Annotated in this window: 18 protein-coding genes and 1 tRNA gene; 13 read left to right on the top strand and 6 right to left on the bottom strand. The window is 52.9% G+C overall.

All coding sequences use genetic code 11. The features are described from left to right. Positions 1 to 500: 500 nt before the first annotated feature. The 5 genes from CKW23_RS20770 to CKW23_RS20750 all read left to right on the top strand — a co-directional run bounded on the left by CKW23_RS20770 (position 501) and on the right by CKW23_RS20750 (position 4,769). Entirely contained in the window at positions 501 to 1,274 is a 774-nt protein-coding gene (locus CKW23_RS20770) for an ABC transporter ATP-binding protein (protein WP_095068257.1), read from the top strand. 13 nt (positions 1,275 to 1,287) lie between these two features. Next, a complete protein-coding gene (locus tag CKW23_RS20765) occupies positions 1,288 to 2,052 on the top strand; it encodes an ABC transporter substrate-binding protein (RefSeq protein WP_095068256.1) in 765 nt (254 codons plus the stop codon). A gap of 66 nt (positions 2,053 to 2,118) precedes the next feature. Further along, positions 2,119 to 2,814, top strand: coding sequence for an ABC transporter permease (locus CKW23_RS20760; protein WP_025262468.1), 696 nt, complete (start codon positions 2,119 to 2,121; stop codon positions 2,812 to 2,814). Further along, the gene (locus CKW23_RS20755) at positions 2,811 to 3,500 is read left to right on the top strand and encodes an ABC transporter permease (protein ID WP_025262469.1); all 690 of its coding nucleotides are present in this window, start codon (positions 2,811 to 2,813) and stop codon (positions 3,498 to 3,500) included. Before CKW23_RS20760 ends, CKW23_RS20755 begins: the two co-directional genes overlap by 4 nt. 51 nt (positions 3,501 to 3,551) lie before the next feature. Then, entirely contained in the window at positions 3,552 to 4,769 is a 1,218-nt protein-coding gene (locus CKW23_RS20750; RefSeq protein WP_025262470.1) for a methyltransferase, read from the top strand. A gap of 343 nt (positions 4,770 to 5,112) precedes the next feature. On the opposite strand, the gene CKW23_RS20745 is transcribed toward CKW23_RS20750, so the two are convergent. From CKW23_RS20745 to CKW23_RS20735, 3 genes are all read right to left on the bottom strand, one after another. After that, a complete protein-coding gene (locus tag CKW23_RS20745) occupies positions 5,113 to 5,442 on the bottom strand; it encodes a hypothetical protein (RefSeq protein WP_025262471.1) in 330 nt (109 codons plus the stop codon). A 162-nt stretch (positions 5,443 to 5,604) separates the two neighbouring features. Beyond that, complete coding sequence (locus CKW23_RS20740) at positions 5,605 to 6,879, bottom strand: glucarate dehydratase family protein (protein WP_025262472.1); 1,275 nt, start codon at positions 6,877 to 6,879, stop codon at positions 5,605 to 5,607. Between the two features lie 21 nt (positions 6,880 to 6,900). Then, positions 6,901 to 8,247, bottom strand: a complete 1,347-nt coding sequence (locus CKW23_RS20735; protein WP_025262473.1) for an MFS transporter — start codon at positions 8,245 to 8,247, stop codon at positions 6,901 to 6,903. A 106-nt stretch (positions 8,248 to 8,353) separates the two neighbouring features. Here CKW23_RS20735 and CKW23_RS20730 point away from each other — a divergent pair, with 106 nt between their 5' ends. The 3 genes from CKW23_RS20730 (at position 8,354) to CKW23_RS20720 (ending at position 11,133) form a co-directional block, all read left to right on the top strand. Continuing rightward, positions 8,354 to 9,265, top strand: coding sequence for a LysR substrate-binding domain-containing protein (locus tag CKW23_RS20730; RefSeq protein ID WP_025262474.1), 912 nt, complete (start codon positions 8,354 to 8,356; stop codon positions 9,263 to 9,265). 205 nt (positions 9,266 to 9,470) lie between these two features. After that, positions 9,471 to 10,304, top strand: a complete 834-nt coding sequence (locus tag CKW23_RS20725; RefSeq protein WP_025262475.1) for a glycosyltransferase — start codon at positions 9,471 to 9,473, stop codon at positions 10,302 to 10,304. Positions 10,305 to 10,329: 25 nt separating this feature from the next. Then, positions 10,330 to 11,133, top strand: a complete 804-nt coding sequence (locus tag CKW23_RS20720; RefSeq protein ID WP_025262476.1) for a 2OG-Fe(II) oxygenase — start codon at positions 10,330 to 10,332, stop codon at positions 11,131 to 11,133. A 7-nt stretch (positions 11,134 to 11,140) separates the two neighbouring features. Here CKW23_RS20720 and CKW23_RS20715 read toward each other — a convergent pair whose 3' ends face one another. Further along, on the bottom strand, positions 11,141 to 12,157 hold the full coding sequence (locus CKW23_RS20715) for a J domain-containing protein (RefSeq protein ID WP_095068255.1): 1,017 nt from the start codon (positions 12,155 to 12,157) through the stop codon (positions 11,141 to 11,143). 662 nt (positions 12,158 to 12,819) lie between these two features. On the opposite strand from CKW23_RS20715, the gene CKW23_RS20710 reads away from it, so the two are divergent. Continuing rightward, a tRNA-Thr gene (locus tag CKW23_RS20710) sits at positions 12,820 to 12,895 on the top strand. Between the two features lie 172 nt (positions 12,896 to 13,067). Continuing rightward, positions 13,068 to 14,387, top strand: a complete 1,320-nt coding sequence (locus tag CKW23_RS20705; protein WP_095068254.1) for an integrase arm-type DNA-binding domain-containing protein — start codon at positions 13,068 to 13,070, stop codon at positions 14,385 to 14,387. Between the two features lie 31 nt (positions 14,388 to 14,418). Here the strand turns inward: CKW23_RS20705 and CKW23_RS20700 are convergent, their stop codons facing one another. Next, positions 14,419 to 14,766, bottom strand: coding sequence for a hypothetical protein (locus CKW23_RS20700; RefSeq protein ID WP_041475665.1), 348 nt, complete (start codon positions 14,764 to 14,766; stop codon positions 14,419 to 14,421). Positions 14,767 to 15,876: 1,110 nt separating this feature from the next. On the opposite strand from CKW23_RS20700, the gene CKW23_RS20690 reads away from it, so the two are divergent. From CKW23_RS20690 to drt3b, 3 genes are all read left to right on the top strand, one after another. Next, positions 15,877 to 16,848 carry an integrase domain-containing protein gene (locus CKW23_RS20690; protein ID WP_095068253.1) on the top strand — a complete coding sequence of 324 codons (972 nt, stop codon included), beginning with the start codon at positions 15,877 to 15,879 and terminating at the stop codon, positions 16,846 to 16,848. A gap of 455 nt (positions 16,849 to 17,303) precedes the next feature. Beyond that, on the top strand, positions 17,304 to 18,638 hold the full coding sequence (gene drt3a, locus CKW23_RS20680) for an antiviral reverse transcriptase Drt3a (RefSeq protein ID WP_095068251.1): 1,335 nt from the start codon (positions 17,304 to 17,306) through the stop codon (positions 18,636 to 18,638). Beyond that, positions 18,631 to 20,562, top strand: a complete 1,932-nt coding sequence (drt3b, locus tag CKW23_RS20675; RefSeq protein ID WP_095068250.1) for an antiviral reverse transcriptase Drt3b — start codon at positions 18,631 to 18,633, stop codon at positions 20,560 to 20,562. Before drt3a ends, drt3b begins: the two co-directional genes overlap by 8 nt. Before the next feature lie 258 nt (positions 20,563 to 20,820). Here the strand turns inward: drt3b and CKW23_RS20670 are convergent, their stop codons facing one another. After that, entirely contained in the window at positions 20,821 to 23,055 is a 2,235-nt protein-coding gene (locus tag CKW23_RS20670; RefSeq protein ID WP_143498989.1) for a hypothetical protein, read from the bottom strand. Positions 23,056 to 24,586: the final 1,531 nt, after the last annotated feature.

Genomic DNA, 24,586 nt, shown 5'->3' with positions numbered 1-24,586 from the left:
ACACACCGAAACCCCTCGTAAAAAGAAAGCAACGGTGCCGTTCTTTATTATTTACGCAAAAAGTGCGCCAAAATATTTCAAAAACGACGTCGCACTTGGAACACAAGGCTTACAGCCCCGCAAGCACGGAAGTGAAAGAAAGAATTCTTTCTGTGGCCTGCAGGTTTTGTTACCGAACACCTCACGACTTACACACATTAATGCACCGAAAACACACACCCTGAATCGGTTAAGCTCGCATATGGTGCAAGGCAGCGCAAAAGCCCCTTCCAACACCCGGCCAAAGCTGGCAACATCGCGCCTTTTTCGCGCATTCCGGCTGGCAAACAGGCATCAAACAGACGCATCGCTTGCCTTGCGGCGACAGTCTGCTGCGATGATGCGACACCTATCGCATAACCCTGCCCGCCAGACCTGACGCTGTTGGTTGTCCTTCAAACCCTGTGCTAGCTTGGCGCTCGCCCCGGTCGAAGGGCGCACAAAATATATGAGGTCCCCACATGGCCGAGGCCACGCCCGCCCTGGAAATCCGCAATCTGCACAAGCGCTACGGAAAGCTGGACGTGCTCAAAGGCATCTCGCTGACCGCTCGTGACGGTGATGTGATCTCGATCCTGGGTTCATCCGGTTCAGGCAAGTCCACGCTGCTTCGCTGCATCAACCTGCTGGAGAACCCTCATCAGGGTCAGATCCTGATGGCGGGTGAAGAACTGAAGCTCAAGGCCGCCAAGAATGGCGAGCTGGTCGCCGCCGATAACAGACAGATCAATCGCATGCGCAGCGAGATCGGTTTTGTGTTCCAGAACTTCAATCTGTGGCCGCACATGAGCGTGCTCGACAACATCATCGAAGCTCCGCGCCGGGTGCTGGGCCAGAGCAAGGCCGAAGCCATCGAAGTCGCTGAAGCGCTGCTGGCCAAGGTCGGTATCGCCGACAAACGCCATGCCTACCCCGCGCAGCTTTCCGGTGGCCAGCAGCAACGCGCCGCCATCGCACGCACGCTGGCCATGCAGCCTAAAGTGATTCTGTTCGATGAGCCGACCTCCGCGCTGGACCCGGAAATGGTCCAGGAAGTGCTCAACGTCATCCGCGCACTGGCCGAAGAAGGCCGGACTATGCTGCTGGTGACCCACGAAATGAGTTTTGCACGACAAGTTTCCAGTGAAGTCGTCTTTTTGCATCAGGGACAGGTCGAAGAACAAGGCACACCACAGCAAGTATTCGAGAACCCGCTGTCGGTAAGGTGTAAACAATTCATGTCGAGCAATCGCTAACGGAGCAACCCCCATGCAGATGTACAAGAAGTTCCTGCTGGCAGCCGCTGCCACTGTGGCAATCAGCAGCAGTGCTTTTGCTGAAACCCTGAAAATGGGCATCGAAGCCGCTTACCCGCCGTTCAACAACAAGGACGCCAGCGGGCAGGTCGTCGGTTTCGACTACGAAATCGGCCAGGCCCTGTGCGCCAAGATGAAAGCCGAGTGCTCGGTCGTCACTTCCGACTGGGACGGCATCATTCCGGCACTCAACTCCAGAAAGTTCGACTTCCTGATCTCGTCACTGTCGATCACAGACGAGCGCAAGCAGGCTGTGGACTTCACCAATCCGTACTATTCCAACAAGCTGCAGTTCATCGCGCCGAAAGACTCGCAGATCAACACCGAAACCGTCGAAGCCGCCAAGGCGTCGCTCAACGGCAAGATCATCGGCGCCCAGCGCGCCACATTGTCCGGCACCTGGCTTGAAGACAAGCTGGGCGACAGCGTGACCATCAAGCTCTACGACACTCAGGAAAACGCCTACCTCGACCTGGCTTCCGGTCGTGTCGACGCCATGCTGGCCGACAAATACGTCAGTTACGAGTGGCTGAAAAGCGACGCTGGCAAGAACTTCGAGTTCAAGGGTGATCCCGTCGAGCAGAACGACAAGATCGGCATTGCAGTGCGCAAGGGCGACCCGCTGCGCGAAAGACTCAATGACGCTCTGAAAGAAATCATCGCTGACGGCACCTACAAGAAGATCAACGACAAGTACTTCCCGTTCAGCATTCTCTGATCTGCCTGACGTGGCCGTTGCGTCCTTCCTGAAGGCGTGACGGCCCGTCCCTAGCAAAGCCTGCCCATGAATATTGACCTCCAAGGATTCGGCCCGGCCCTTGCGGCTGGTGCGCTGATGACTGTTCAGCTTGCCCTCTCGGCCCTGTGTCTTGGGCTGATACTGGGGTTGCTCGGCGCCCTGGCCAAAACCTCGCCTTACAAGCCACTGCAATGGCTGGGCGGTACTTACTCGACGCTGGTGCGCGGTATTCCTGAATTGCTCTGGGTATTGCTGATTTACTTCGGCACCGTCAACGGCATGCGCGCTCTGGGCGAAATGCTCGGCATTCCAGACCTTGAGCTCAACGCCTTTGCTGCGGGCGTCATTGCCCTGGGCCTGTGCTTCGGCGCCTATGCGACCGAAGTCTTTCGCGGCGCTATCCTGGCCATTCCCAAAGGCCACCGCGAAGCCGGCCTGGCGCTGGGCATGTCGCGTTCGCGCATCCTCTTCAAACTCATCCTGCCGCAAATGTGGCGCATCGCGCTGCCGGGCCTGGGCAACCTGTTCATGATTCTGATGAAAGACACCGCACTGGTTTCAGTGATCGGCCTGGAAGAAATCATGCGGCACTCGCAGATTGCCGTCAGCGTCACCAAGGACGCTTTCGTGTTCTATCTGGTCGCCGCCTTCATGTACCTGGCCCTGACCATTCTGGCCATGATCGGCATGCACTTTCTGGAAAAACGTGCCGCTCGCGGCTTCGTGAGGAGCGCGTCATGAACTGGGAAGTCATCATCAAGTGGCTGCCGAAACTGGCGCAGGGCGCAACCCTGACCCTGGAACTGGTGGCGATTGCGGTTACCGCCGGTCTGATCATCGCCATCCCGCTGGGTATCGCCCGCTCGTCGAAACATCTGTACGTGCGTGCGCTGCCTTATGCCTACATCTTCTTCTTTCGCGGCACACCGTTGCTGGTGCAACTGTTTCTGGTCTATTACGGGCTGGCGCAATTCGAGGCCGTGCGCAAAGGGCCACTGTGGCCGTACCTGCGCGACCCGTTCTGGTGTGCCGTCATCACCATGACCCTGCATACCGCTGCCTACATTGCCGAGATTCTGCGCGGCGCCATCCAGGCCGTTCCGGTAGGAGAGGTAGAGGCTGCACGGGCGCTGGGCATGTCCAAGTGGAAAGCGCTGTTCTACATCATCCTGCCTCGCGCAGCCCGCATCGGCCTGCCCGCCTACAGCAACGAAGTGATTCTGATGCTCAAGGCCAGTGCCCTGGCGAGCACCGTCACTCTGCTGGAACTGACCGGCATGGCACGAACCATCATTGCCCGTACTTACCTGCCGGTGGAGATTTTCTTCGCGGCGGGCATGTTCTATCTGATCATGGCCTATGTGCTGGTCCAGGGGTTCAGATTGCTGGAACGGATATTGCGCGTAGACGCCAGCCAAGGGCGCTGATATGAAGGGGGCTGGCTTTTACAGAGTCAGCCCTCACACCCGGTCACCATCATGCCTTCTGACACTTGCTTGCAGGATGAACACATTCGCAGCCGCTTTCGGGCGCTGGACAGTTTTCTGTTCGCGCATCAGGCGCTGTGGCGACCCAAGCCTTTCACGCACCTGCACATGCCGTGGGAGCAACGTTATCCGACACTGGCCCAGTGGCTGCGACTGCGCACGCTGGATGAGGCCGAAGCCGCACACAACCACCCCGAACGCCTCGACGCGCCCTACCCCTTTGCGCAACTGGCGGATGAAGCCTATGAGCTGGGGCATCTCGGCGAGCTGCCTGCCTATCCGCTCGAACCTGTGGAACCACGCCAGAGCGTCGATGTACCGGGCCGTAAATGGCAACAGATCGAGGCCTTTGCCAGCCACCTGCAAGCCCGACAAAGCAAGACGCACTGGCTCGACTGGTGTTCGGGCAAAGGACATCTGGGCCGTCGCCTGACACACAGTGGACAGAAACTGACCTGCCTTGAACGGGACCCGGCCCTGATCGAAGCCGGTCGCAAACTCAGCGCCCGGCAACACATCGATGCCGAGCATCTACAGCAGGATGTCATGGCCGATGACACCTGGCGCCACCTCAAGCCCGAACACACGCCCGTCGCCCTGCACGCCTGCGGCGATCTGCATGTGCAATTGATGCAGGTCGCCAGCCAGACAGGCTGCATACAAATGGCCATTGCCCCGTGCTGTTACAACCGCACACGGTTCGACGAGTATCAGGCGCTCTCCAGCGAAGGCCGCAGCTCCGCTTTGAAGCTGTCTCGGGACGAACTGGGCCTGCCACTGAGCGAAACCGTCACCGCGGGCGCTCGGGTCCGCCGTCAACGCGACACCTCAATGGCTCGCCGCCTTGGGTTTGACCTGCTGCAACGCCAGTTGCGGGGCGTCGATGAATATTTGCCCACTCCCTCGCTGCCCGTGAGCTGGCTGGATAAACCCTACAGCGACTACTGCCGCGAGCTGGCAGAGATGAAAAACCTGCCAGCACCCGGCAAGCAGAACTGGGCCGAACTGGAGGCCGCTGGCTGGCAAAGACTGGCTGAAGTTCGAAACCTGGAACTGGTGCGCAACCTGTTCCGTCGACCTCTGGAGTTATGGCTGGTGCTGGATCGAGCCATGTATGTGCAGGAACATGGCTACAACGTCAGCGTCGGCACCTTCTGCGACAGCCAGCTCACCCCTCGCAACCTGCTGGTACTGGCACAAAAACAATGACCCCAATCAACGGAACACCCTGTGGATAACTCTGTTGATGAAAATTCAGACAGATGTTTTAAAACCTTAGTGCGCCAGTTACTGAAGCGCCTTGTTTTTTCCTGACACCCCGGTCAGAAGCCGCGAAAAACGGCACTTCGCGGCAAAACGCGAACATCCGCACGGATCGGCGGAAAAATCGTTTTCATTCTGAACGGGTTGTGCATAAAGGCTCTGGGACAAGGTGTTTTTGAAGACAGTGTGGGAAGCCACTGTACGCAGGTTAGTCGACCGGTGAGCCAAGAACCGGCGCACCCGAAGGTGCCCTGCGCACAGCCGCCATTAAGGAATGGGCTGCGAGAATTTATCTGCGTGCCAGTTCATGTTTGACGCATTGTTCATAGTAGGTTTGCTTGATGGCGGCGGGTTTGAGACGAGACGAACTTTTATAGGTCTGTTCCGTGATGCCCATGGCGGTCATGCGCATCCAGGGTTGAGGGAACTTGCGAGCCTGCAGTTTGTTGCGCGCGCCATAGAGAGAAATCCCGGCAAGCTTCGACTCCTGAGCCCCCGCCGCAATGCCCGAACCCCATGTGCATATCGAGCGAGTGCTCTTGGTCAACTCCTTGGCCTGAACCCCGACCGAAACGCCGGCCAGGACAAACACCGCAACGGTCAATGCAAAACTCCGCATAGCGCCAGCACCCAAGCTTCTGAAAGGAAGGCGAGTTTGCCAACGAAACAGAAATCAAAGGGCCAGCTATGTGCTTCTTTTCAGGGGTGTTTTTTGAATGTGGCGCTGGTTCGCGAACGAATTCACTTACGGTGTGTGAGAGCGAATTCATTCGCGAAGGCTTCAAAACCTCGGCTTGACGGTCTTCCAGTCCGGCTTGTAACGCTGCATCTGTTTCACATCATCGCGCTGACGGATGCCGCAGCTCAGGTATTGGTCGTGTAGTTTGCCCAACTGGTCGTAATCCAGCTCCAGCCCAAGGCCTGGAGCGCGGGTGATTTTTACGCAGCCGTCGACGATGGGTAACTTGCCGCCTTTTATCACTTCTTCATCCGGCTCCTGCCAGGGGTAATGGGTGTCGCAGGCGTAATCCAGATTGGGGACCGAAGCAGCGACATGGGCCATGGCCATCAGGCTGATGCCCAAGTGCGAGTTGGAATGCATGGACACGCCAAGACCAAAGGTCTGGCACATTTTCGACAGGGCCTGGGTATCGCGTAGTCCGCCCCAGTAATGATGATCGGCAAGAACGATCTGCACGCTGTTCAGCGCAACGCTACGGCGGAACTCATCGAAATCGGTCACGACCATGTTGGTGGCCAGCGGTAAGCCAGTGCGCTTGTGCAATTCGGACATGCCTTCGAGCGTCGGCGTCGGGTCTTCGTAATATTGCAGGTCATCACCCAGCAATTCAGCCATGCGGATGGAAGTTTCCAGCGACCAGTTGGCATTGGGGTCAATACGCAGCGGGTAACCGGGGAATGCCCTCTTCAGGGCCTTGATACAGGCGACTTCATGCTCAGGCTGCAACGCACCGGCCTTGAGCTTGATGCTCTTGAAGCCATAAGCCTCGATCATGCGTCGGGCCTGAGCCACGATCTGCTCTTCGTTCAGGGCTTCGCCCCAATTGTCCGGCTTGTAAGGCGAGTCGATATGCTGCGCGTACTTGAAGAACAGATAGGCGCTGAACGGCACCTCATCACGAATCGCGCCGCCCAGAAGATCCACCAGCGGCACGTTCAGGTAATGGGCCTGAAGGTCCAGAAACGCGACTTCAAAAGCCGAGTAAGCGTTGCTGACTGCCTTGCTGGCATGAGAGCCGGGCGCCAGTTCCGCACCAGCCAGGCTGTCGGTCTTGTTGGTTGCCACAGTAGCTTGCACGATAGCCCGCAACTGGTTGAGGTTGAACGGATCAAGGCCGATCAACTGGTCTTTCACACGCTCCTGAATCGCCAGCGCCGGAGCGTCACCGTAGCTCTCGCCCAAACCTATATAGCCGTTGTCGCTCTCGATCTCGATGATCGAGCGCAGCGCGAAGGGTTCGTGAATGCCACTGGCATTGAGCAGCGGCGGATCGCGAAAGGCGATGGGGGTCACGGTCACTCTTTTGATTTTCAAGGTAATGCTCCCGATCAGATATCAATGTGTTGCAGCGCGACCAGGCACCGCCGCTTCGGCAGACTTGCCCTGTCGGTTGGCGGGCGTTGTACGGGCAAAGAAGATCACCACGGCGGCCAGCAGCGAGGTTGCCGCCAGCCCATACAGGCCGCCTTCGATGGAGCCTGTGGTCTGCTCCAGAATCCCGAAGGTCGTAGGCGCGACGAAGCCGCCCAGGTTGCCGATGGAGTTGATCAGCGCGATCACCGCCGCAGCGATGCGGGCGTCCAGATAGCTTTGCGGGATCGGCCAGAACAGCGCCGATGCAGCCTTGAAGCCGATGGCGGCAAAACAGATGGCCACGAAGGCAAAAACAGGCCCGCCGGTTGTCGACATGAACATGCCGAACGAAGCGATAACCAGCGTCAGCGCAACCCAGGCCTGCTGGAATTTCCACTTGCTGGCCATGGCGGCAAAGCCATACATCGCCACGATGGAAATGATCCAGGGCACCGAGTTGAACAGGCCAACCTGAAAATCGCCCAGATTGCCCATTTTCTTGATCATGCTGGGCAACCAGAAGGTCGCGCCGTAGATGGTCAGGGCGATGGAGAAGTAGATGAAGCAGAACAGCGCGATCTGCCGGTCGGCCAGCAGCTTGAACATCGAAGGCCTGGCGACCTGCACAGCCTCACGATCACGCTGCTCCTGGGCAATGGCCGCAATCAGTACACTTTTTTCTTCCTCACTCAGCCATTTCGCTTCGCTCGGATGGGACTGCAACCAGAACCAGACGAACCCGCAGAGCAGCACGGAGGCAAAGCCTTCGATCAGAAACATCCACTGCCAGCCATGCAGGCCGAGCCCCGAGATATGCAATAGCGCACCGGAAACCGGCCCGGAGATCACCGAAGCGATGGCTGAACCGCTGAGGAAAACCGCCATGGTCTTGCCGCGTTCGGAAGACGGCAGCCATTGGGTGAAGTAGTAAATGATGCCGGGGAAAAAGCCGGCTTCGGCCGCGCCAAGGATGAAGCGCAACACATAGAAACTGGTTTCCCCGCGCACGAACGCCATGGCCATGGCTGCGGCGCCCCATGTGAACATGATGCGCGTCAGCCAGACGCGGGCGCCGTAGCGCTGCAGCAACATATTGGACGGGACCTCGAACAGCGCGTAGCCGACGAAAAACAACCCGGCACCCAACCCGTAGGCTGCGGCACCAATGCCCAGATCGGTTTCCAGGTGGCTGCGCACGAAGCCGATGTTCACGCGGTCGATGTAGTTGACGATGAACATCACCACAAACAGCGGCAGCACATGGCGCTTCACTTTGGCCGCTGCCCGGGCAAGCACGGCAGGGTCGGAGGGGCTCTGGAGGTTCTTCAAGATGCGACTCCCGTTCTTTGTTTTTGTAGGGACGAGTCGATCATGGACGCGGGGATTGTTACCGTCTAATCTAACTTGGCATTCGATTGATACCCGGATTAGATCAATGTTCGAGCTTAGCCAACTACGCTGCTTCACCACCGTCGCGACCGAACTCAACTTCCGTCGCGCCGCAGAACGGCTGAACATGACGCAACCGCCACTCAGCCGTCAGATCCAGTTGCTGGAGCATCATCTGGGTGTCGATCTGTTTACCCGCAACACTCGCAACGTGGCCCTGACCGCAGCGGGCCGTGCCTTCTTTGTCGAAGCCCAGAACCTGCTGGAGCGTGCCCAGCAGGCCGCCGTCACGGCCAGACGCTTCGCCGAGGGTGATATCGGCTCGGTCAATATCAGCTTCGTCGGCAGTGCGGTGTATGAGTTTCTGCCCAAGGTCATCGCTGAAGCACGGCTCAAGCAGCCACATGTCAGGATCAACCTCTCGGAAATGAACACCTACCAGCAGCACGAAGCTCTTCGCGGGCGCCGCATCGACCTGGGCATCGTGCGCACCCCGCTGCTGGAGCCCGGTTACGCCACTGAATGCCTGGTGCGCGAGCCCTTCGTGCTGGCTGTACCCAGCAGCCATCGTCTGGCAAGCAGCGAAACTGTGTCGGTCCAGGACCTCGATGCGCAACCGTTCCTGATGTACTCCCACTCGGCCTACCCGCCATTCAACGAGCTGCTGACCGGCATGCTCCGCTCGGCCCGGGTTGCCCCGGAGTATGTGCAATGGCTGGGTTCGTCGCTGACCATTCTGGCGCTGGTCAATGCAGGCATGGGGCTGGCTCTGGTCCCGCGTTGCGCAACCAGCGTGGTCTTCAAGAACGTGGTGTTCAGAGAGATCGATCTGGGGGAAGGCGTGCAGAGCGAACTGCACCTGATCTGGACCGAAAACAACGACAATCCGGCGTTTGCAATGCTGCTGGAGGGAATCCGAAATGCCGTGCGCGAAGGATGGGGTGCCAGCAACCATTAGGGTTTACGTATCGGGCGGAGGATTATAGGATAACCCCCGCTACTTTTCCTGCTAGTTGCCTAAGGATATTACCCTCGTTACATGGCTATTGATTCTAGATAGCTATGATCTGTCTGCGTGGGCGCCCTACAGGAAACATAAAGAAACAATTAAATGCGAGACCGCTTTTTGCGCCTGCGTCCAAGCGAATAATGAGTACATGACGATGAGCAATTCTGATTCTGTATCTGATAAAACACCTACCTTCAGCATTGCCATAGTCAATTACAAGACCCTCGAAATTACCAAGATTTGTCTGGATCTATTGCAACAGCATCTGGGCAATACCCCGCACCAGGTCTGGGTGGTGGACAACGATTCCGCCGATGACAGCACCGAATACCTGCGTACCCTGGACTGGATCAACCTGATCGAGCGCAAGAGCCCTGGACCGGAGTGCGGCCATATCGCCCACGGCAAGGCCCTCGACATGATCCTGGAGCGGGCCGAAACCGATTACCTGTTCCTGCTGCACACCGACACATTCATCTTCGACAAGAATGTGTTTTCCATGATGCTGAAAAAGTGCATCAAGAACCCGAAAGTTGCAGCCGTCGGCTGCGTAGAGCAACTAAACCGCGGCACCGCCAGAACCGTCTGGCGCTTCAGCTCCCGACTGTTCAAACACCATTTCCGTCGACTGAAACTCGCCCTGGGCCTGCGCTCCAAACAGCCGAAGGCCTACCGCGAAACGCACCTGAAAAGCTTCTGCACCCTGTGGAACACCAAGCTGATGAAGCAGCACGAGCTGCACTTCCAGATGGATGATCGGGTGCCGGGTTATACCCTGCAGGACACCATGGTCGAGCTTGGCTATGACATCGAGTTTCTGTCACCACGCAAGATATTCAGCTACCTGGACCACATCCAGGCGGGTACTGTTTCGGCAGCCGGTGGTTATGACACGACGCATCGCCGGGTCAAGATGTACAACGAGATCCTGCAGCGCATCAACAAGAACAACGCTCGCAGGCAAGATGCGCCGACAATGAACACCTGATGAATTTCCGACTATTGGAGCGGCAATGACTGCGACTCACCACACACTGCCCATTACCCTGGCTCCAGAGCTTGATTTCGACCTGGCAGCCGCTGGCGAGCTGGGTCAGTCGCTGACCGATAGCTACACCCAGGCCGCACCGTTCGCGCATATCGTAATCGACGACTTTTTACCGCCGGACCTGATCGCCAGCATCTGCGAACACTTCCCCGCCGAGCCGACCGACAACGAAATGCTCTACGAGCGCGGCTACAAAGGGCAGCACAAAAGACAGATCAGCCCCAATGAATGCGACCCTCACCTGAAGAAGATCTTCAGCGCCTTCAACTCGGCCCCCATGCTGCACTTTCTTGAAAAGCTCACCGGCATCGAAGGCCTGATACCTGACCCGTACTTCTCCGGCGGCGGCCTGCATGAAACCAAAAAGGGCGGCTTCCTGGGCGTGCACTCGGACTTCCGGCTGAACAAGAAACTCAATATCGACCGCCGCATCAACGCCATCATTTACCTCAACCCGGACTGGAAAGAGGAATACGGCGGCAACCTGGAACTCTGGGATGTGGACATGCGCACATGCCTGAAAAAAGTCCTGCCCATCTACAACCGCTGCGTGATCTTCAACACCGACGCCGACAGTAACCACGGCCACCCGGAACCGCTGACGACGCCTGAGCACATCACTCGCCGCTCGGTTGCGCTTTACTACTACACCGCATCAAAGGGGCCAGTCGACCCCAACCAAAGAAACAAGACCCACTACAAGCCAAGGCCCAAAGACCTCATAAACCCCAGGTACTACCTGAACAAGCTCATCAGAAAGAAAAACTGAGAAAGCGTCAAAACTGATCGTTTTTCAGGTTGGAGAACTGCGAGTTGCGGTTCTGTAGCTTGCGCAATGTCAGCTTGTAGACACTGGATTTGACCTGACTGCCCATGGGCGTTTCTTCGAGCAGAATCCGGTTGGAGGCGAACGCACAGCCGGTATTGAGCATCTTGTACTTGAGCAGGTACAGGCCGGCATCCATCTTGGAAAAAGCGAACACCGCTCCGGCCGGAATGAACGCATGCCGAAAGGCATTGCGGCCAACTGCATCGGTGACCTTGGCGTAAACCGCCGACTCACCGCCCGTGTTGTCGATGATGATCTGCGACCAGCCGTTGTCCTTGCGCAGCGGCATGTCCTTCAAATAGCCCGCCTTCTGCGGCCATGCAGCGCCCATCGGGTCGAGATCCGGAATCACGCACTCGGGCTGTGCCGGATCCACCAGCTTGATCGGATTCCCTATTGGCGCCTCTGCGGGTGCATGTACGGGCGCAGGCTTGACCCAGCTATGAGCAACCGGCAAGGACTCGGTCGGCACATAGGCCTTGCCTGCATTCGGGTCATAACCCATCCAGACACCGGCCCCGCAAAAGATCATGAACACCAGCGCCCAGCGCAACACACTGCGCCGACGCTTGCGACGCGACGCTCTTGAGGATGGCCCGGGAGACTGCGGAGCAGCATTCGCCTGCGCCGCACGAGGTTGCGCAGGCCGCGTGGCAGGCGCAGCCGCCGCATAAGCACTGGCGGCGCGCGCACCGGCCGTTTGCAACTGCCGGCTGCGCAGATAGGCCTCTTGGGCTCTTTGCTCCTCATACGCGAGCTGCGCATCGTAGGCCGCACGCTTCTGAGCATCTGCGAGCACATCATGAGAGGCATTGAGAATGCCCATCCGGTCTGAAGCGTCGGGCGCCGGATTCCTGTCCGGGTGCAACTGCTGCGCCAGCCTGCGATAGGCTTGCTTGATCTGCTCAGGCGTGGCATCGCGAGCGACCTTGAGCTGCTCGTAATGAGTAAGAGTTCTCTGCATATGTCTTGCAATCCATGGCGACATGCCACTTAACAAGCACTATATCGGCAAGATTCGCTCTTACATCAGTCCGCATGACCCGCAGACAAACTGAAATGCCCGGATCCTTGGACCCGGGCATTTTTTGAAGCATTAGTTCAGATTAAAAATGACCACTTTTCAGACAACCCCCGACCAGCGGTTTACTGCATACCGTGGCAAGGTCTCGATCCCTCGAATACTCATGACAATCCTTGTCCTGTCAGCTGAAAAGCCAACAACCCTTTCCGTGTTGCCAGTGGTCCGGGCCGTTGAAACCAAGCTTATGCAAGCCCCCGCAGCCCCGCAAATGGGGGCAAATCGCCAATAGCGGCCCCGAGAGAAAAACCATTGCGGATTGCCATCACCACTCAAGTCCCTGATTCAAAAGGCCCACTCAAAAAGTCCGAATCCCTGGCAAGCATCAACCCCCACTCCAGGTACCCAAAACAACGCCCAACCGCCCTGCTTTCAACACCACCCTCCAGCCCCATCGCCCAGCAACCAGAGAAATCCCCTACGCATCGACCTGCAGCAATCCTGCATTCAGACCACAGGCCACACCACTCCTCGGTTTTTTTCAACCGAATCAGACAGCTAGGCTTTACAAGCGCAACAGACTCTATATACTCGCAGCCCATTACGCCGGTATAGCTCAGTTGGTAGAGCAACTGACTTGTAATCAGTAGGTCCCGGGTTCGACTCCTGGTGCCGGCACCATACAAGGTTCCAGAGAAGGCTTTCAAAATCTCTGGAACCCCCGAAAAACCCGTCTTTTGGCGGGTTTTTTCGTTTTGGCGTTCCGTCGGATTCCGGTGAATCCTTGTGGATTCCAACCTGTTTAAGGGTAGAGTTGGGGGTAAAGGTCACTTCGATAAAAGGGAGTACCCTTATGTCGCGCACCACTGCTCCACTCTCTGATTCGGCTTGCCGCTCAGCCAAGCCCACCGACCGCGCCTACAAGCTTTTCGACGGCGACGGCCTCTACCTTCTAGTCCAACCCAATGGCCGCAAAGGCTGGCGGCTCCGTTACGTCAAACCTGATGGACGGGAAGGACTGACCTCGTTCGGCAACTACCCTGTCATTGGCCTCGCCGATGCGCGCCGCAAGCGCTTGGAGATCAAGCGAATGCTGGCGGATGGCATTGATCCCATAGAGACCAAGCACCAAGCCAAGGCGGAAGCCGTGATCAAAGGCAGAACCTTTGAAAGCGTTGCGCTGGACTGGCACACGGAAATGTCGGCCAAGTGGGCTCCAGGCCACTCCAAGACAGTGATGAGCCGCCTCAAAACCCACGTGTTGCCGCTGATCGGCGCCCGCGCCATTGTCGAATTAGACACCCATGACCTAATGCAGCCCTTGGAAGCAATCAAGAAGCGCGGAACGATAGACGTTGCTTTAAGGGTACAAAACTACCTGCAGAGCATCATGCGCGAGGCAAAACGCCTCCGGCTTATCACCGCAAACCCTGCTTACGACCTCGAAGGCTTGATCAAAGCCCCGCGGGTGGTACATCGCCCCGCTCTACCCTTATCGCGACTGCCGGAACTACAAGAGCGGATCGACACCTATAAAGGCCGGGCACTTACTCGTCTGACGGTGATGCTGTCGCTGCATGTGTTTGTACGCTCCAGCGAGCTGCGTTTCGCACGCTGGAGCGAGTTCGACCTAAAGCGCGGCACCTGGGAAATCCCAGACACTCGGCCAGCGCTGGAGGGAGTACCCTTTTCCACAAGGGGTACGAAGATGGCCGGGGACATCCACCTTGTACCCTTATCGCCGCAAGCTGTGGCCTTGCTTGAACAGATCCACGCCCTCACCGGTAAATTCGACCTGGTGTTTGCAGGCGATGCCAAGCCCTGGAAACCCATGTCCGAAAATACCGTGAACAACGCGCTACGGACGATGGGATACGACACCAAAACTGATATCTGCGGACATGGGTTTCGTTCGATGGCCTGCAGCGCACTGATCGAGTCAGGATTGTGGTCGGAGACAGCCATTGAACGGCAGATGAGTCACAAGGAGCGCAACAACGTCCGCGCCGCTTACATCCACAAGGCCGAGTTCATTGAGGAGCGCAGGCTGATCATGAACTGGTGGAGCCGGTACCTGGAAGCCAACCGTGAAGAGCATGTCACTCCGCATGAGTTCGCTAATCAGATTGGGGCGAATGTTACCCGGATAAAGGTGAAGCGGATCAATGATTGAATCCGCCACCCAGGTCACTGAGGCAGTCCTGCTATGGGAGGATGCCTAAAACCTCAGGCGTCAAGATCTGAAGCCCAATCCCAGACAACAGACTTGTGCCCAACACGAAGAGAGCTACTTTCAACACCAAACGAATACCACCGCCGAACCCTTTATGACGCAACAAATAGCTGGCAACAATCTTCCTGTAACCATCGCCGTGGCTAAACGCATAGATGATTGCTACCGCGAAGACAAACCATGCAGCGCGCTCGGGATGAGGCATTGTGATTATCGTCAACGCCAAACCGACACAAACAAAACCAATGCTATTAACCTTCTTGAAATAGCTCTTGGCGATGGCTTCATCTTCATCGTCCAGAAAGAAATTCGGTCTCATTGATATGCTCCTTTTGAGATCACAGTGCCGATCACCATGTCATCCAGTCACAGATTAAGAACTCCCTCTGACCGTTTCCACCCGAAGCAGGCGCATTTCTCCCGCAAATCGACAGGAGCATGTCACCCCCCACGAATTCACGAACCAGACCGGACCGAACGTCACTCGCTTAAAAGCAAAACGTGGCGCAACTGAGTTAGCGCTCGGTCTTCATATCTCAGTGATCCGCTTGGCCAAGCAGGTCCATCCAAACAGGGCTGCAAAGCCGCCCTGTTTGGATGGACCTCACTTAAAAATCTAAAGCCCACGCAACTGTCTGTGGAAAACCACAGATTTCCACCGGTGGATAATTTCATCCACAGCCGCAGAATCCCCTACAATTCGAGCCTTGACCCAAATTATCCACAGGCGTAGAAAAGATCGGGCAAAGCGCTGTCGTTGACAGCAACCCAGGTAGCCAGAACCTTTAAGGCTACGCCACACCGTGGTGGTTCTCCCAAAGTGCGATTAGCGTCCGGCGGCTCGCACGGTCACAGCGTTGTGATGAATGCCTACTTTTACCAGTGTGCCCACTGCGGCAACTCATCCCCTTTCATAGCTGCCCTGCAGCAACCTATCCGCTTGGCCATTCCCGTGCGCCAACCTGCGCCCGTCTCTTTCTCCCGGAAAGAGACGGGCGCTCGTACCGCTGCTGCAGCCCAACTCGTACAAGGCTTTGCGGCATTTCCCCTCGTGACAATCGGCGTGACAAACACCGAAAAGTCACCAGCAACAGCGATACCGATGATGGTGCCGCAGCCCACGGAATGGACTGCACCTGACTGACAGTCAGGCATGCCCCGGTCATCGCTTCACTGCCTTCACCCGACTCAGGATCTCGCGGCACTGGCCTCGTCAGCCAGCGCAGCCTCCACCCGCCCACTTCCCCGGAAGTGTTCAGGAGGCCAGATCATGAGATGCCCAAGTTCCCGGTCGTAAGGAGCCGCCAGTCCCGCGTTAGTGGACAACCCTCACAGGTCGCAGGGGCCTTGATCCCTGATAACACTCAACATTCGTGGCGGGATGACGTGGGGAAGGTTTTACAAGTGTGGCTTCGAGAGGAGTTTGGTCATGGCATTGGTCGGTAGACGGGATGGGCGTAATTTTGGCTATGGTCGGCAATTGAGTTACGCCGGACCGCAGGCGTTGCAGGACATGTTTGGCGGCGGACATTACGGGACCGTCAAAGCGCACAGTGATCGTTGGCAGGCATTCGTGCGCTGGTGTCGCTCAGACGACGGACCAGGACTCAACGATGCACGGCAGATAGATCGCCAGATCTTGTCGGATTACGCGGCGCATCTGCATCACTTGGTCGAGCGCGGCGACCTCGCGATCGCCACCGCACAAAATCGATTGTCCAGCGTCAACCGAACCATGGCAGCGCTTCGCGGTGATCAGTACGTGAAAGTGCAGAGTCCGAGCAAGGCGTTGGAAATGCAGCGCACCACCATCCGCATGACAGTTCCACAAGGCCAGGATCGCGAACACGTGATGCGCATCGTCGATGCACTCCGCGAACAGTATCCCCGTGCCGCCGCCATCGTGCAGTTGGCACGCGCCACCGGCATGCGTTTGCGCGAGGCCATCTTGGCCGACCTTCCCCGTCTAAAACGTGAAGCTGAGCAATTCGGCAAGATCAACATCCAGGACGGCACCAAAGGTGGCCGTTCAGGCGCGTCAGCACCTCGTTGGCTTACGGTAGATGATCATATTCGTGACGCACTGAGGTTTACCGAACAGGTCTCGCCCGACGGTAGCCGCAACCTGCTTGCACCGAACGAACGCTACATCGATTTCCAGCAGGGAATCGTCCGACCCGCCCGAGATATCCTCCATACGCACAAACTCAAAGGATTCCACGAACTGCGCGCAGCCTATGCGTGCGAACGCTATGAGCAGATCACCCATCACCTAGCGCCCATCAACGGAGGCAGGTGCCTCCAGCAGCACCGACCTCTTGATGGGGAAGCCCGAGCACAAATCAGCTATGAGCTTGGGCACAGTCGCATCGATGTGGTCCGTGCGTATATCGGTGGCTGAAGATGGCAAATCCTTTCGATATGGAGGTATTTTTGAACGGCGTGCTCTCCGGATCTCATACGACCCGTCGGCGCCACCTTCGTCAGGCTATGACTATTCAAACCGCAATTTCTAATCGCTGGAAACGTAACAATCCATGGACATGGCAGCAAAAACATCTTGCATGGTTTATGGACCAGGAGTTACGAGATCGTGCAGAGCCAACACGATATTACTTCTGGCTCACTGTCCAGTTGATCGTCTTACGGCTTGGCAAGTCATGGTTCGGATCTAAGCCATCAAGACGTGAAAATTAAGTCCTCTTTCTGTCTGTCTAGACAGTCAAGCGAGGACTATAGACGCAGCGACAGCATCTCTGATAGCTTCTGCTGAAGCCGCCATATCAGAATCAAGTCGCATAGTAAATTGTATTTAGCCTTTCAAATTTCAATTTGCGCTGCTATTCAGGGAAGACTATGAACTCGCCTACTCAGGATTTCACAGCAAAAAACCTAAACTGGATGCGAAAGCGTAGAAAACAATTCGGGCTAACCCCTGATAACAATGATCATCTGGAAACCAACGATGAATGGTCTAAATATCTGATTTCTCTGGAGCTACGCATTGCCCAGAATCAAATGAACTTCATAAAACTCAGCACATTCGTAACTAAGAAAAGTAAAAAAAAGAGAACAACTGTCAGGACTAAAAGCCTAGACGAAGCGTTAACCTTAAGAAAAATAAATGACAATTTAAGACGCGCATATCATATAAAGAGCCCGAGTAGAGACAACATCGTAAAACTAGTCATCCAAGCTCTCAGAGATCCTTCTCCAAAAACAGTCTACAGGTTAGATATCAGATCATGTTTCGAGAGCATTCATAGAACCAGCTTAATGAACAAAATAGCCAGAGATGGCCATGTATCATTCCAAACACTGCAGCTTCTAGACAATTTTTTCTCTCATGCCTATTCAATAAAACCCGAATTAAAGAAAAGCGGACTACCTAGAGGTGTAATTATCACCAGCACCTTAGCTGAAATATATCTAAATCAGCTAGACCTAGAGCTTAGAAATATTCCTGGAGTTTATCTCGCCGTTAGGTATGTTGACGACATTGTAATATTTGCAACCTGCGGCGAAGTCACGCTTAAGCGAGAAGTGCAAAGCTGCTTATCAAAATATCGACTTAAAACCAATGAATCAAAAAGTAATATTTTCAGTATAAAATGCACTTGCAGTGATATTTGTGGCCATCCAGAAAAATGTCCATGCGAACGCTCTTGCAAGTGTGCAAAATCTGACAGCTCACTTGTGTCTCCGGCTCCGGAATACCTCGGATACAAAATACTAATTGGCAAACGGAATGATGAAAAAGAAAACAAAATAACTCTCCTGCTCTCGGATAGCAAGACATCTAAACTCAAGCAGAAGATTTTCTTGTCTCTACAAGACTTTAAGTCCAACAAGAATATAAATCTATTAAAAAATAGGCTTTCATATTTAACTGGAAACCAACTACTTCCAAGCGATCCAAGCCGAAGAGGACTATATACTGGGCTAGCCTACACGCATTCGCTCTACAGCCATGATGATTCTCAGGAAGCGACCTCAAGTAATTCGCTATCTGCACTTGATACTTTTTTTTCAAATCTCGCGAGGCCTGCATTGCGTAGACTGGGGATATCAAAAGAAGAGACAAACGCAATAACAAAGTACTCGTTCGTATCAGGTTTCATCAAACGGCGCAGAACCAAATTTAGTGCCCGAGATGTGATAGAAATAACTAGGTGCTGGAATCATGTCTAAAAAAATAAAGAAAATTAAAGACAGAGACTGTGCGCGGATGCTTCTGACAGACGTCCTACCCTATGAATTACCTCTGTATTTTACAAATGAAAAACTTTATAAATTCGCAAAATCCAACACAAATCAGACACCACTAATATCAAAAATCTTATCAACAAAAGGGGAGACCATTCCTGCAAGTTTAAAGATTGGTAAAATCGACCAAAAAACCAGAACGCTATCTATCATTCATCCTGCGACCCAGCTTAGGGCTAGCGAATTTTACCGAAAGTATGATATTTACATATCCCACCTTTGTACTAGAAGCGCGTACTCCCTAAGACATCCTTACCGAGTCGCATCAAAATTCTATGACAGTCGTTATATAGATGAATCCTTGAATGAATTTGCACCGGAACTGGTCGAAGGATCTTTTGAGCCAGAAAAACCATATGCATCAACTTATTTTTCGTACAAAACATATGCTCAAATTTATAAATTTTTCTCGTCACGCGAGTACGAACTATTAGAGCAAGAATACAAATACATGGCTCAATTAGACATTGCAAAATGCTTTTCATCTATCTACACCCACTCTATTGCCTGGAGCATGAGGGGGAAAACTTTTGCCAAAGATAATCGAGGATTAGAATTCTTCGAGAGCGAATTCGACAAACTCGTAGGAAACTTCAACTGGGGCGAGACTAACGGAATAATTATAGGCCCGGAAATTTGTAGAATATTTGCGGAAATCATACTTCAAAGCGTAGACATCGCAATCTCTAAAAAAGTCCAGTCAAAAACTACGATAAAACGTTACGTTGACGATTATTTTATTTTTTCAAATGACCTTGAAGACCTCCAAACAATCGAGCGAGTGATAGCTGAAGAGCTGGAAAAATATAATCTTTATTTGAATGAAAGCAAGAAAAAAATTATTGAGCGCCCGCTAATAACAAATCTAACTATCGCCAGAAATAAGATCCAAACTGAAGTTCTAGACTTCATTAATCTTTTCAAATCTGCTTTAGGTTCTGTTCAGACAGAAGCTGAACAATCGAAAGCGATAGGAGAGTTGAAAAAACAATCACGAAAAATCATCACGGAGATTAGATCTGTAGCACGAACCAACCAAGTAAAATACGCCGACTTAGCATCCCCTGCTCTAGCAATTATTGCAAGAAAAATGAATACCATTCGATACCGCTCAAAACCAAGTCCAGGCGAGACGTCCGTAATCTCCACCAAATTTGAGTCGACATTTCAAGCAGTCTTAACAGTTTCAGAGTTTCTTTATCTAATGGATATCAGGGCCGCCACTTCCAATAAAATGGCCAGGATTTTTCTAGAGTTGGACGAATTAGCTAGAAGTGTTGGGCTTGCTCGTCCAGCATTTGAGTCTCAAATTCTCGATATCACCCGTAAGGCGATAATAGAGTCAAAGAAGCATGCAAGCACTGCAGACGTATTAAACATCGCCGTAGCCGCTGATTCCATCTGCTCAGACAAACAAAAGCTAACAAAAATCGATTTGCAGGTGCTTTTTAGCGTAACGGATGAAAATAGCAGTTCGATGAACGACTATTTTTCTATAATAGCAGCATTATATTTTTCAAAAAACAGACGAGATCTACGCCCGATAAAGCAGGCAGCAATAAAAAGCGCCGACCATATCATAATGAATAACGCAGCACGCCTAAACAAAAATACCGACGCATTTATGCTGTTCGTGGATATAATCGGCTGCCCATATATAGACGAGGCGGACAGAGCAGCACTTTACAATAACGTGCATAAAATCAGTCAGGGGCGGCTACTCAGTCAAGGGGATGCATTGGGGCAAGCTCGGCTGCTTTCAAAAAGCAATGGATTTACCGTTTGGCAAGGGGTCTCATCTTTACGATCTTTGTTAGCGAAAAAAGACTTGCGCCCTGCTTATGAATAAAGTTAATGTAATTATAGTCAAAGTGAGAAGGGAAGCGTCTTAGCTTTCACAGTAATGCATAGCTTTCGGCGGCCTCTGTCCTGTAACAGGATTGCGTCGGTATGCTAAGAGCGAGCCTCATGGGCAGATGATTAGGCGTTCATCAAAAGCTAACGAGGCGTTTTCAGATTTCCAGAACGCTCACACACACAAACTTCTCTTTTCACTTTGACCCTCTCACAAAGCCGCCTCGACTAGCACTCCATAACTCCCCAGTGATTAATTAACAGGTGGAGTAGCGACCATCAGAAACTGATAGGGTCTAGTCCACTCCTCAATCATACGCCCCACAACAACACATCGCTTCTTCCCACCGTCCTCAAGAACATTACTAGCAATCTCCGAAACCGATTCATTTCGCCGCTCTGAAATAGCTTTTGGATACACGTAAAAAACCACACTTGCTTCTCGGTGCGCTGGCGGCTCGATAATCATCGATGATAGGTGATAAGGATCTTGGTAGTTTTTTTGAACACTTATTTTAAGATTTTCCAACTCTTTGAAGAGCTGAGTTTGTTGCCCAAAATCACCGATTCTAAGCATATCAATAACCATAGTGGTCCAAGCTTCAACACCCTTCCGCTGTATTTCTAATACGATACGCTCAAGATGCGGATGCAGCTTAACTTTTGGTTTTCGGACTCGAACGCCTGCGTCTGCGCTATTATAAAAGTGATCGACCGAACGAGACATACCAACTATAGCCACGCAAGTATCCTCGCTTTCAAGGACTGCGGAATTGAAGCCTGTTTCAAGATAAAGGCCGAGATAGTCCATCTCATCCCCCATCATTTGCGTAGACTTTTGAATTCGTTCACGCTCTGCAAAATAATGAAGGAAGTATGCTGGCTCGTTAAGAATTTCGGCAACACATGCTAGGTCAGCAATATTTAGAGTAGGAGCCAAGGGGAGATCCTCTGGCACCCATCCAGCACGTTTTAACTCCGCCTCAGCACTGCAAATTACCGAAAAGTCATCGAGCGTTACAGAGATACGAATAATGGTGTCTACTTTTTCAGCGACCAAACCCAGTTGTGCTGTGAGTTTTAAAGCATCAGCATCACCTGACTTTGCCTTCCACAAGATTTGCTCGAGACGATGCGATTGCTCCGCGGGTTCGACGATAAGATCTCGCACATGCCGTTTCACTCGATCAGGGGCACCACGTAAACCTTGGGGAGTAAGAGCCGCAGATTTTGCTTCAACAATAAGTATCGCACGGTCGACTTGGCCAAGAAAATCTGTTTCAAATCTATCTTGGCCTACTACCCATTTGGCATTTAACGCAAACTTAATGGTCGGAAAGACACCCTCGATTACATCCTTAATTTTCTCCTCTAGATAAATTGCTCGGCGCTTTTTCAGTTTTTCTAGCAAGCCTGCGTCGTCTAACAATGATCTCATCACAGCGTGGATATTACTGAATATGACTTGCGGAACTGGAAAGAAAAATCCACCTGCGATATTAATTCCCGGCGCAATCCACGTTGGATTACTGAGAAAGAAATTAGGAATATTTTCCCGATCAAGATCCCCCGGCATTAGAGAAAGACGGTTCAGAATGAGCAAAACAACATCTTCTGATCGCTTCGTCAGCTCTGCAATTTTTTCTACTTCGACACTCGCTAATGATGGTAAAACCATGTCGGAGTGTGCTTGTAGAATTCCAGCCACACCTATCAGATCAATATCTTTCGGCAAACCTTTAAGAAACTCTGAAGGGTTTCCTTCTACATAAGGATAAATAGCAAAGTACCGCTTAACTAACTTTTCCTTTGTTTTCGATCTAAATATCTTTTGAAGAAGCTGCATCCTCTTACTTGAGCGTTCCTCCAAACGCTTCAAGATTGCAACCGACACGTCGATAAGATCAGTAGCGCTAAACCCAAAAAACTTTTTTACATCCTGATCTAGAGGACTATATAGTTCCTTTGATATCTTGGAAACAGCAGCGAAATAACCCCAATTCCTTACAAATTGCGTATGAGCTCTTAGCAGCTCTTGGAGCATGAGTATTGTCTGCTGGGAGGCGTCTCGTTCCTCCACCATCGAAAGAAATCGACGATGAATGAACGCGTCAGCAAGAGCCTTCACATTCTCAACCACCTTTTGAATTTCCAACGGTTTCGCTGGTCTCTGTCCCCATTCACCGTGTGGAATAGTAAGTGCCAATGCCTGGAGGATTTCCACATGGTGCTGTTGGACGTCCGGCATCATAGACTCTCGCGATACTCCCTCGTCTCCAACCTGCACCTGAAGGCCGTAAGCGCTAAGCATTGCAATAATATGCGGCGGATATGAGGCTCTAAACTGTGACAACAACGAATCACAGAGTTCGGGGAACCTCTCTTGACTCTTTTCACCCTCTGCAATTAACGCCGCTTTCAGGACATCCCTGTCAATGTCGTTTAGGGGATGAGAAAATAAACCAAATTCATCAGAGGCGTCGGACAAACTGCTTCCGCTCTCTAAACTCTTAGACCTGTCCATTTGTCTCATCCACTCGCTTAAAAATTGACATTTTAGCGCGGGGACAATTTCCAACGCGCTCAGCGCTTATTCTAATCTTCAGGGTACACTTTGGGGTAGAGGCTGTGTAACACACCTAAAATCACATTAAATAACAAATAGTTATCTGTCGGTTCGACTCTTGGTGCCGGCACCATATAAATCAAAGGCTTGCAGCGATGCAGGCCTTTGTTTTTTGTACCAGACGTAACAAGCCACGTAACAAGAGGCCATGAGCCTGGCTGCAAGAGCACGCCTTTGAGCGACCCACGCGCACGACCATTCCACGTTTTATGTTGACCCATGGGGAAAAGGTAATTTTGGTAATTTGATTTTCATGGACCCGCCAAGGCCTTTAAAATCAATGTCTTAGCAGGATTCCTTAACGGTAATAATAGGGTAATTTCTTAGTAATCAGATTACCTTTTACTATGGTCATATCGGCCATTCGTAAACTCCTTTAAAATCAGGCACTTACAAAAAAATTACCTTTCCAATTACCCTAAATTACCTTCTCTGGTAATTGCTCCAAGCCCCGCTTTACAAGGCCTGCAACCACGCTCGCTGCCCTCCTAACCAAAATTACCTTTTTCCCGACCCTCACTTGGGAATGGCTATCTGACAGCCCGAAAAAATACGGTCACAGACTCATTTTCATCATTTTCATGCACCAGATCTGGCCCGTTCACCAGGCCCAAATCGAGTGCCATCGTATGCAAGCCCTCAGTAGCACCGGAAACGGCTGATAACCTTGAGAATCCTCGCCTCCAGCGCTTTGTGTGGGTCTGACCGGCAACAGCCTGGTGCAGTGTTTCGAGAGTCGATCAGTTTTTGAAAATCCACCCTTTCGCCGGTTTTTCAATTTTTCACCCAATGAATCCGGGCACTCCAGCATTCCCCCGTCAATGACCGCCTGCAGCGCCGCTGTGCAACCGCGCTTCATTTTTCTGCAAAACCTTTCACACAATGAAATGGCCGATCACCCACAGAGGCCCACGGCCCGCCTGGGCTACAGGTTCGTTTGCACTACATTAGGATTTGCACAAAAAAAGCACGCAAAGCGCGTCGGCGGGAGGGGGATAAGTGAATTTCCAGATGATTTTTTCTGCACCACCACATTTTTCGGCGGAAACACAATACATCGCTTGCAATGCCTCCTGAGATCATAAAAGGCAGAGGGCCTAGGATGGACGGACCCTCTGCTTACTACACCCAGCTCTGAGACTTAAGGACTTCACTTGCAGGGAGTGCGACTAACACCGCTTTCAATCCGTCGGAGCACGGCTTCGTCAGTAACACCAAGTAAAGCCTCACAATCCTTGAGCTGAATAATGAAGATGATTCCCTGTTTTGAACGCAAACCACATACAGCCAGGTTCAGTTCTGAACATATTTAGAGATGAGGCTAGGCAGTAATCTATTTATGCCACTACGAGCTTTATCTCTCGGTAAATCATCAATCAACACTTAAAGCATG

The organism is Pseudomonas sp. Irchel 3A18 (assembly GCF_900187465.1).
GTDB classification, from domain to species: Bacteria; Pseudomonadota; Gammaproteobacteria; order Pseudomonadales; family Pseudomonadaceae; genus Aquipseudomonas; species Aquipseudomonas cichorii.
The sequence above is the reverse complement of the archived record's forward strand: the minus strand, read 5'-3'. Positions and strand labels throughout refer to the sequence as shown.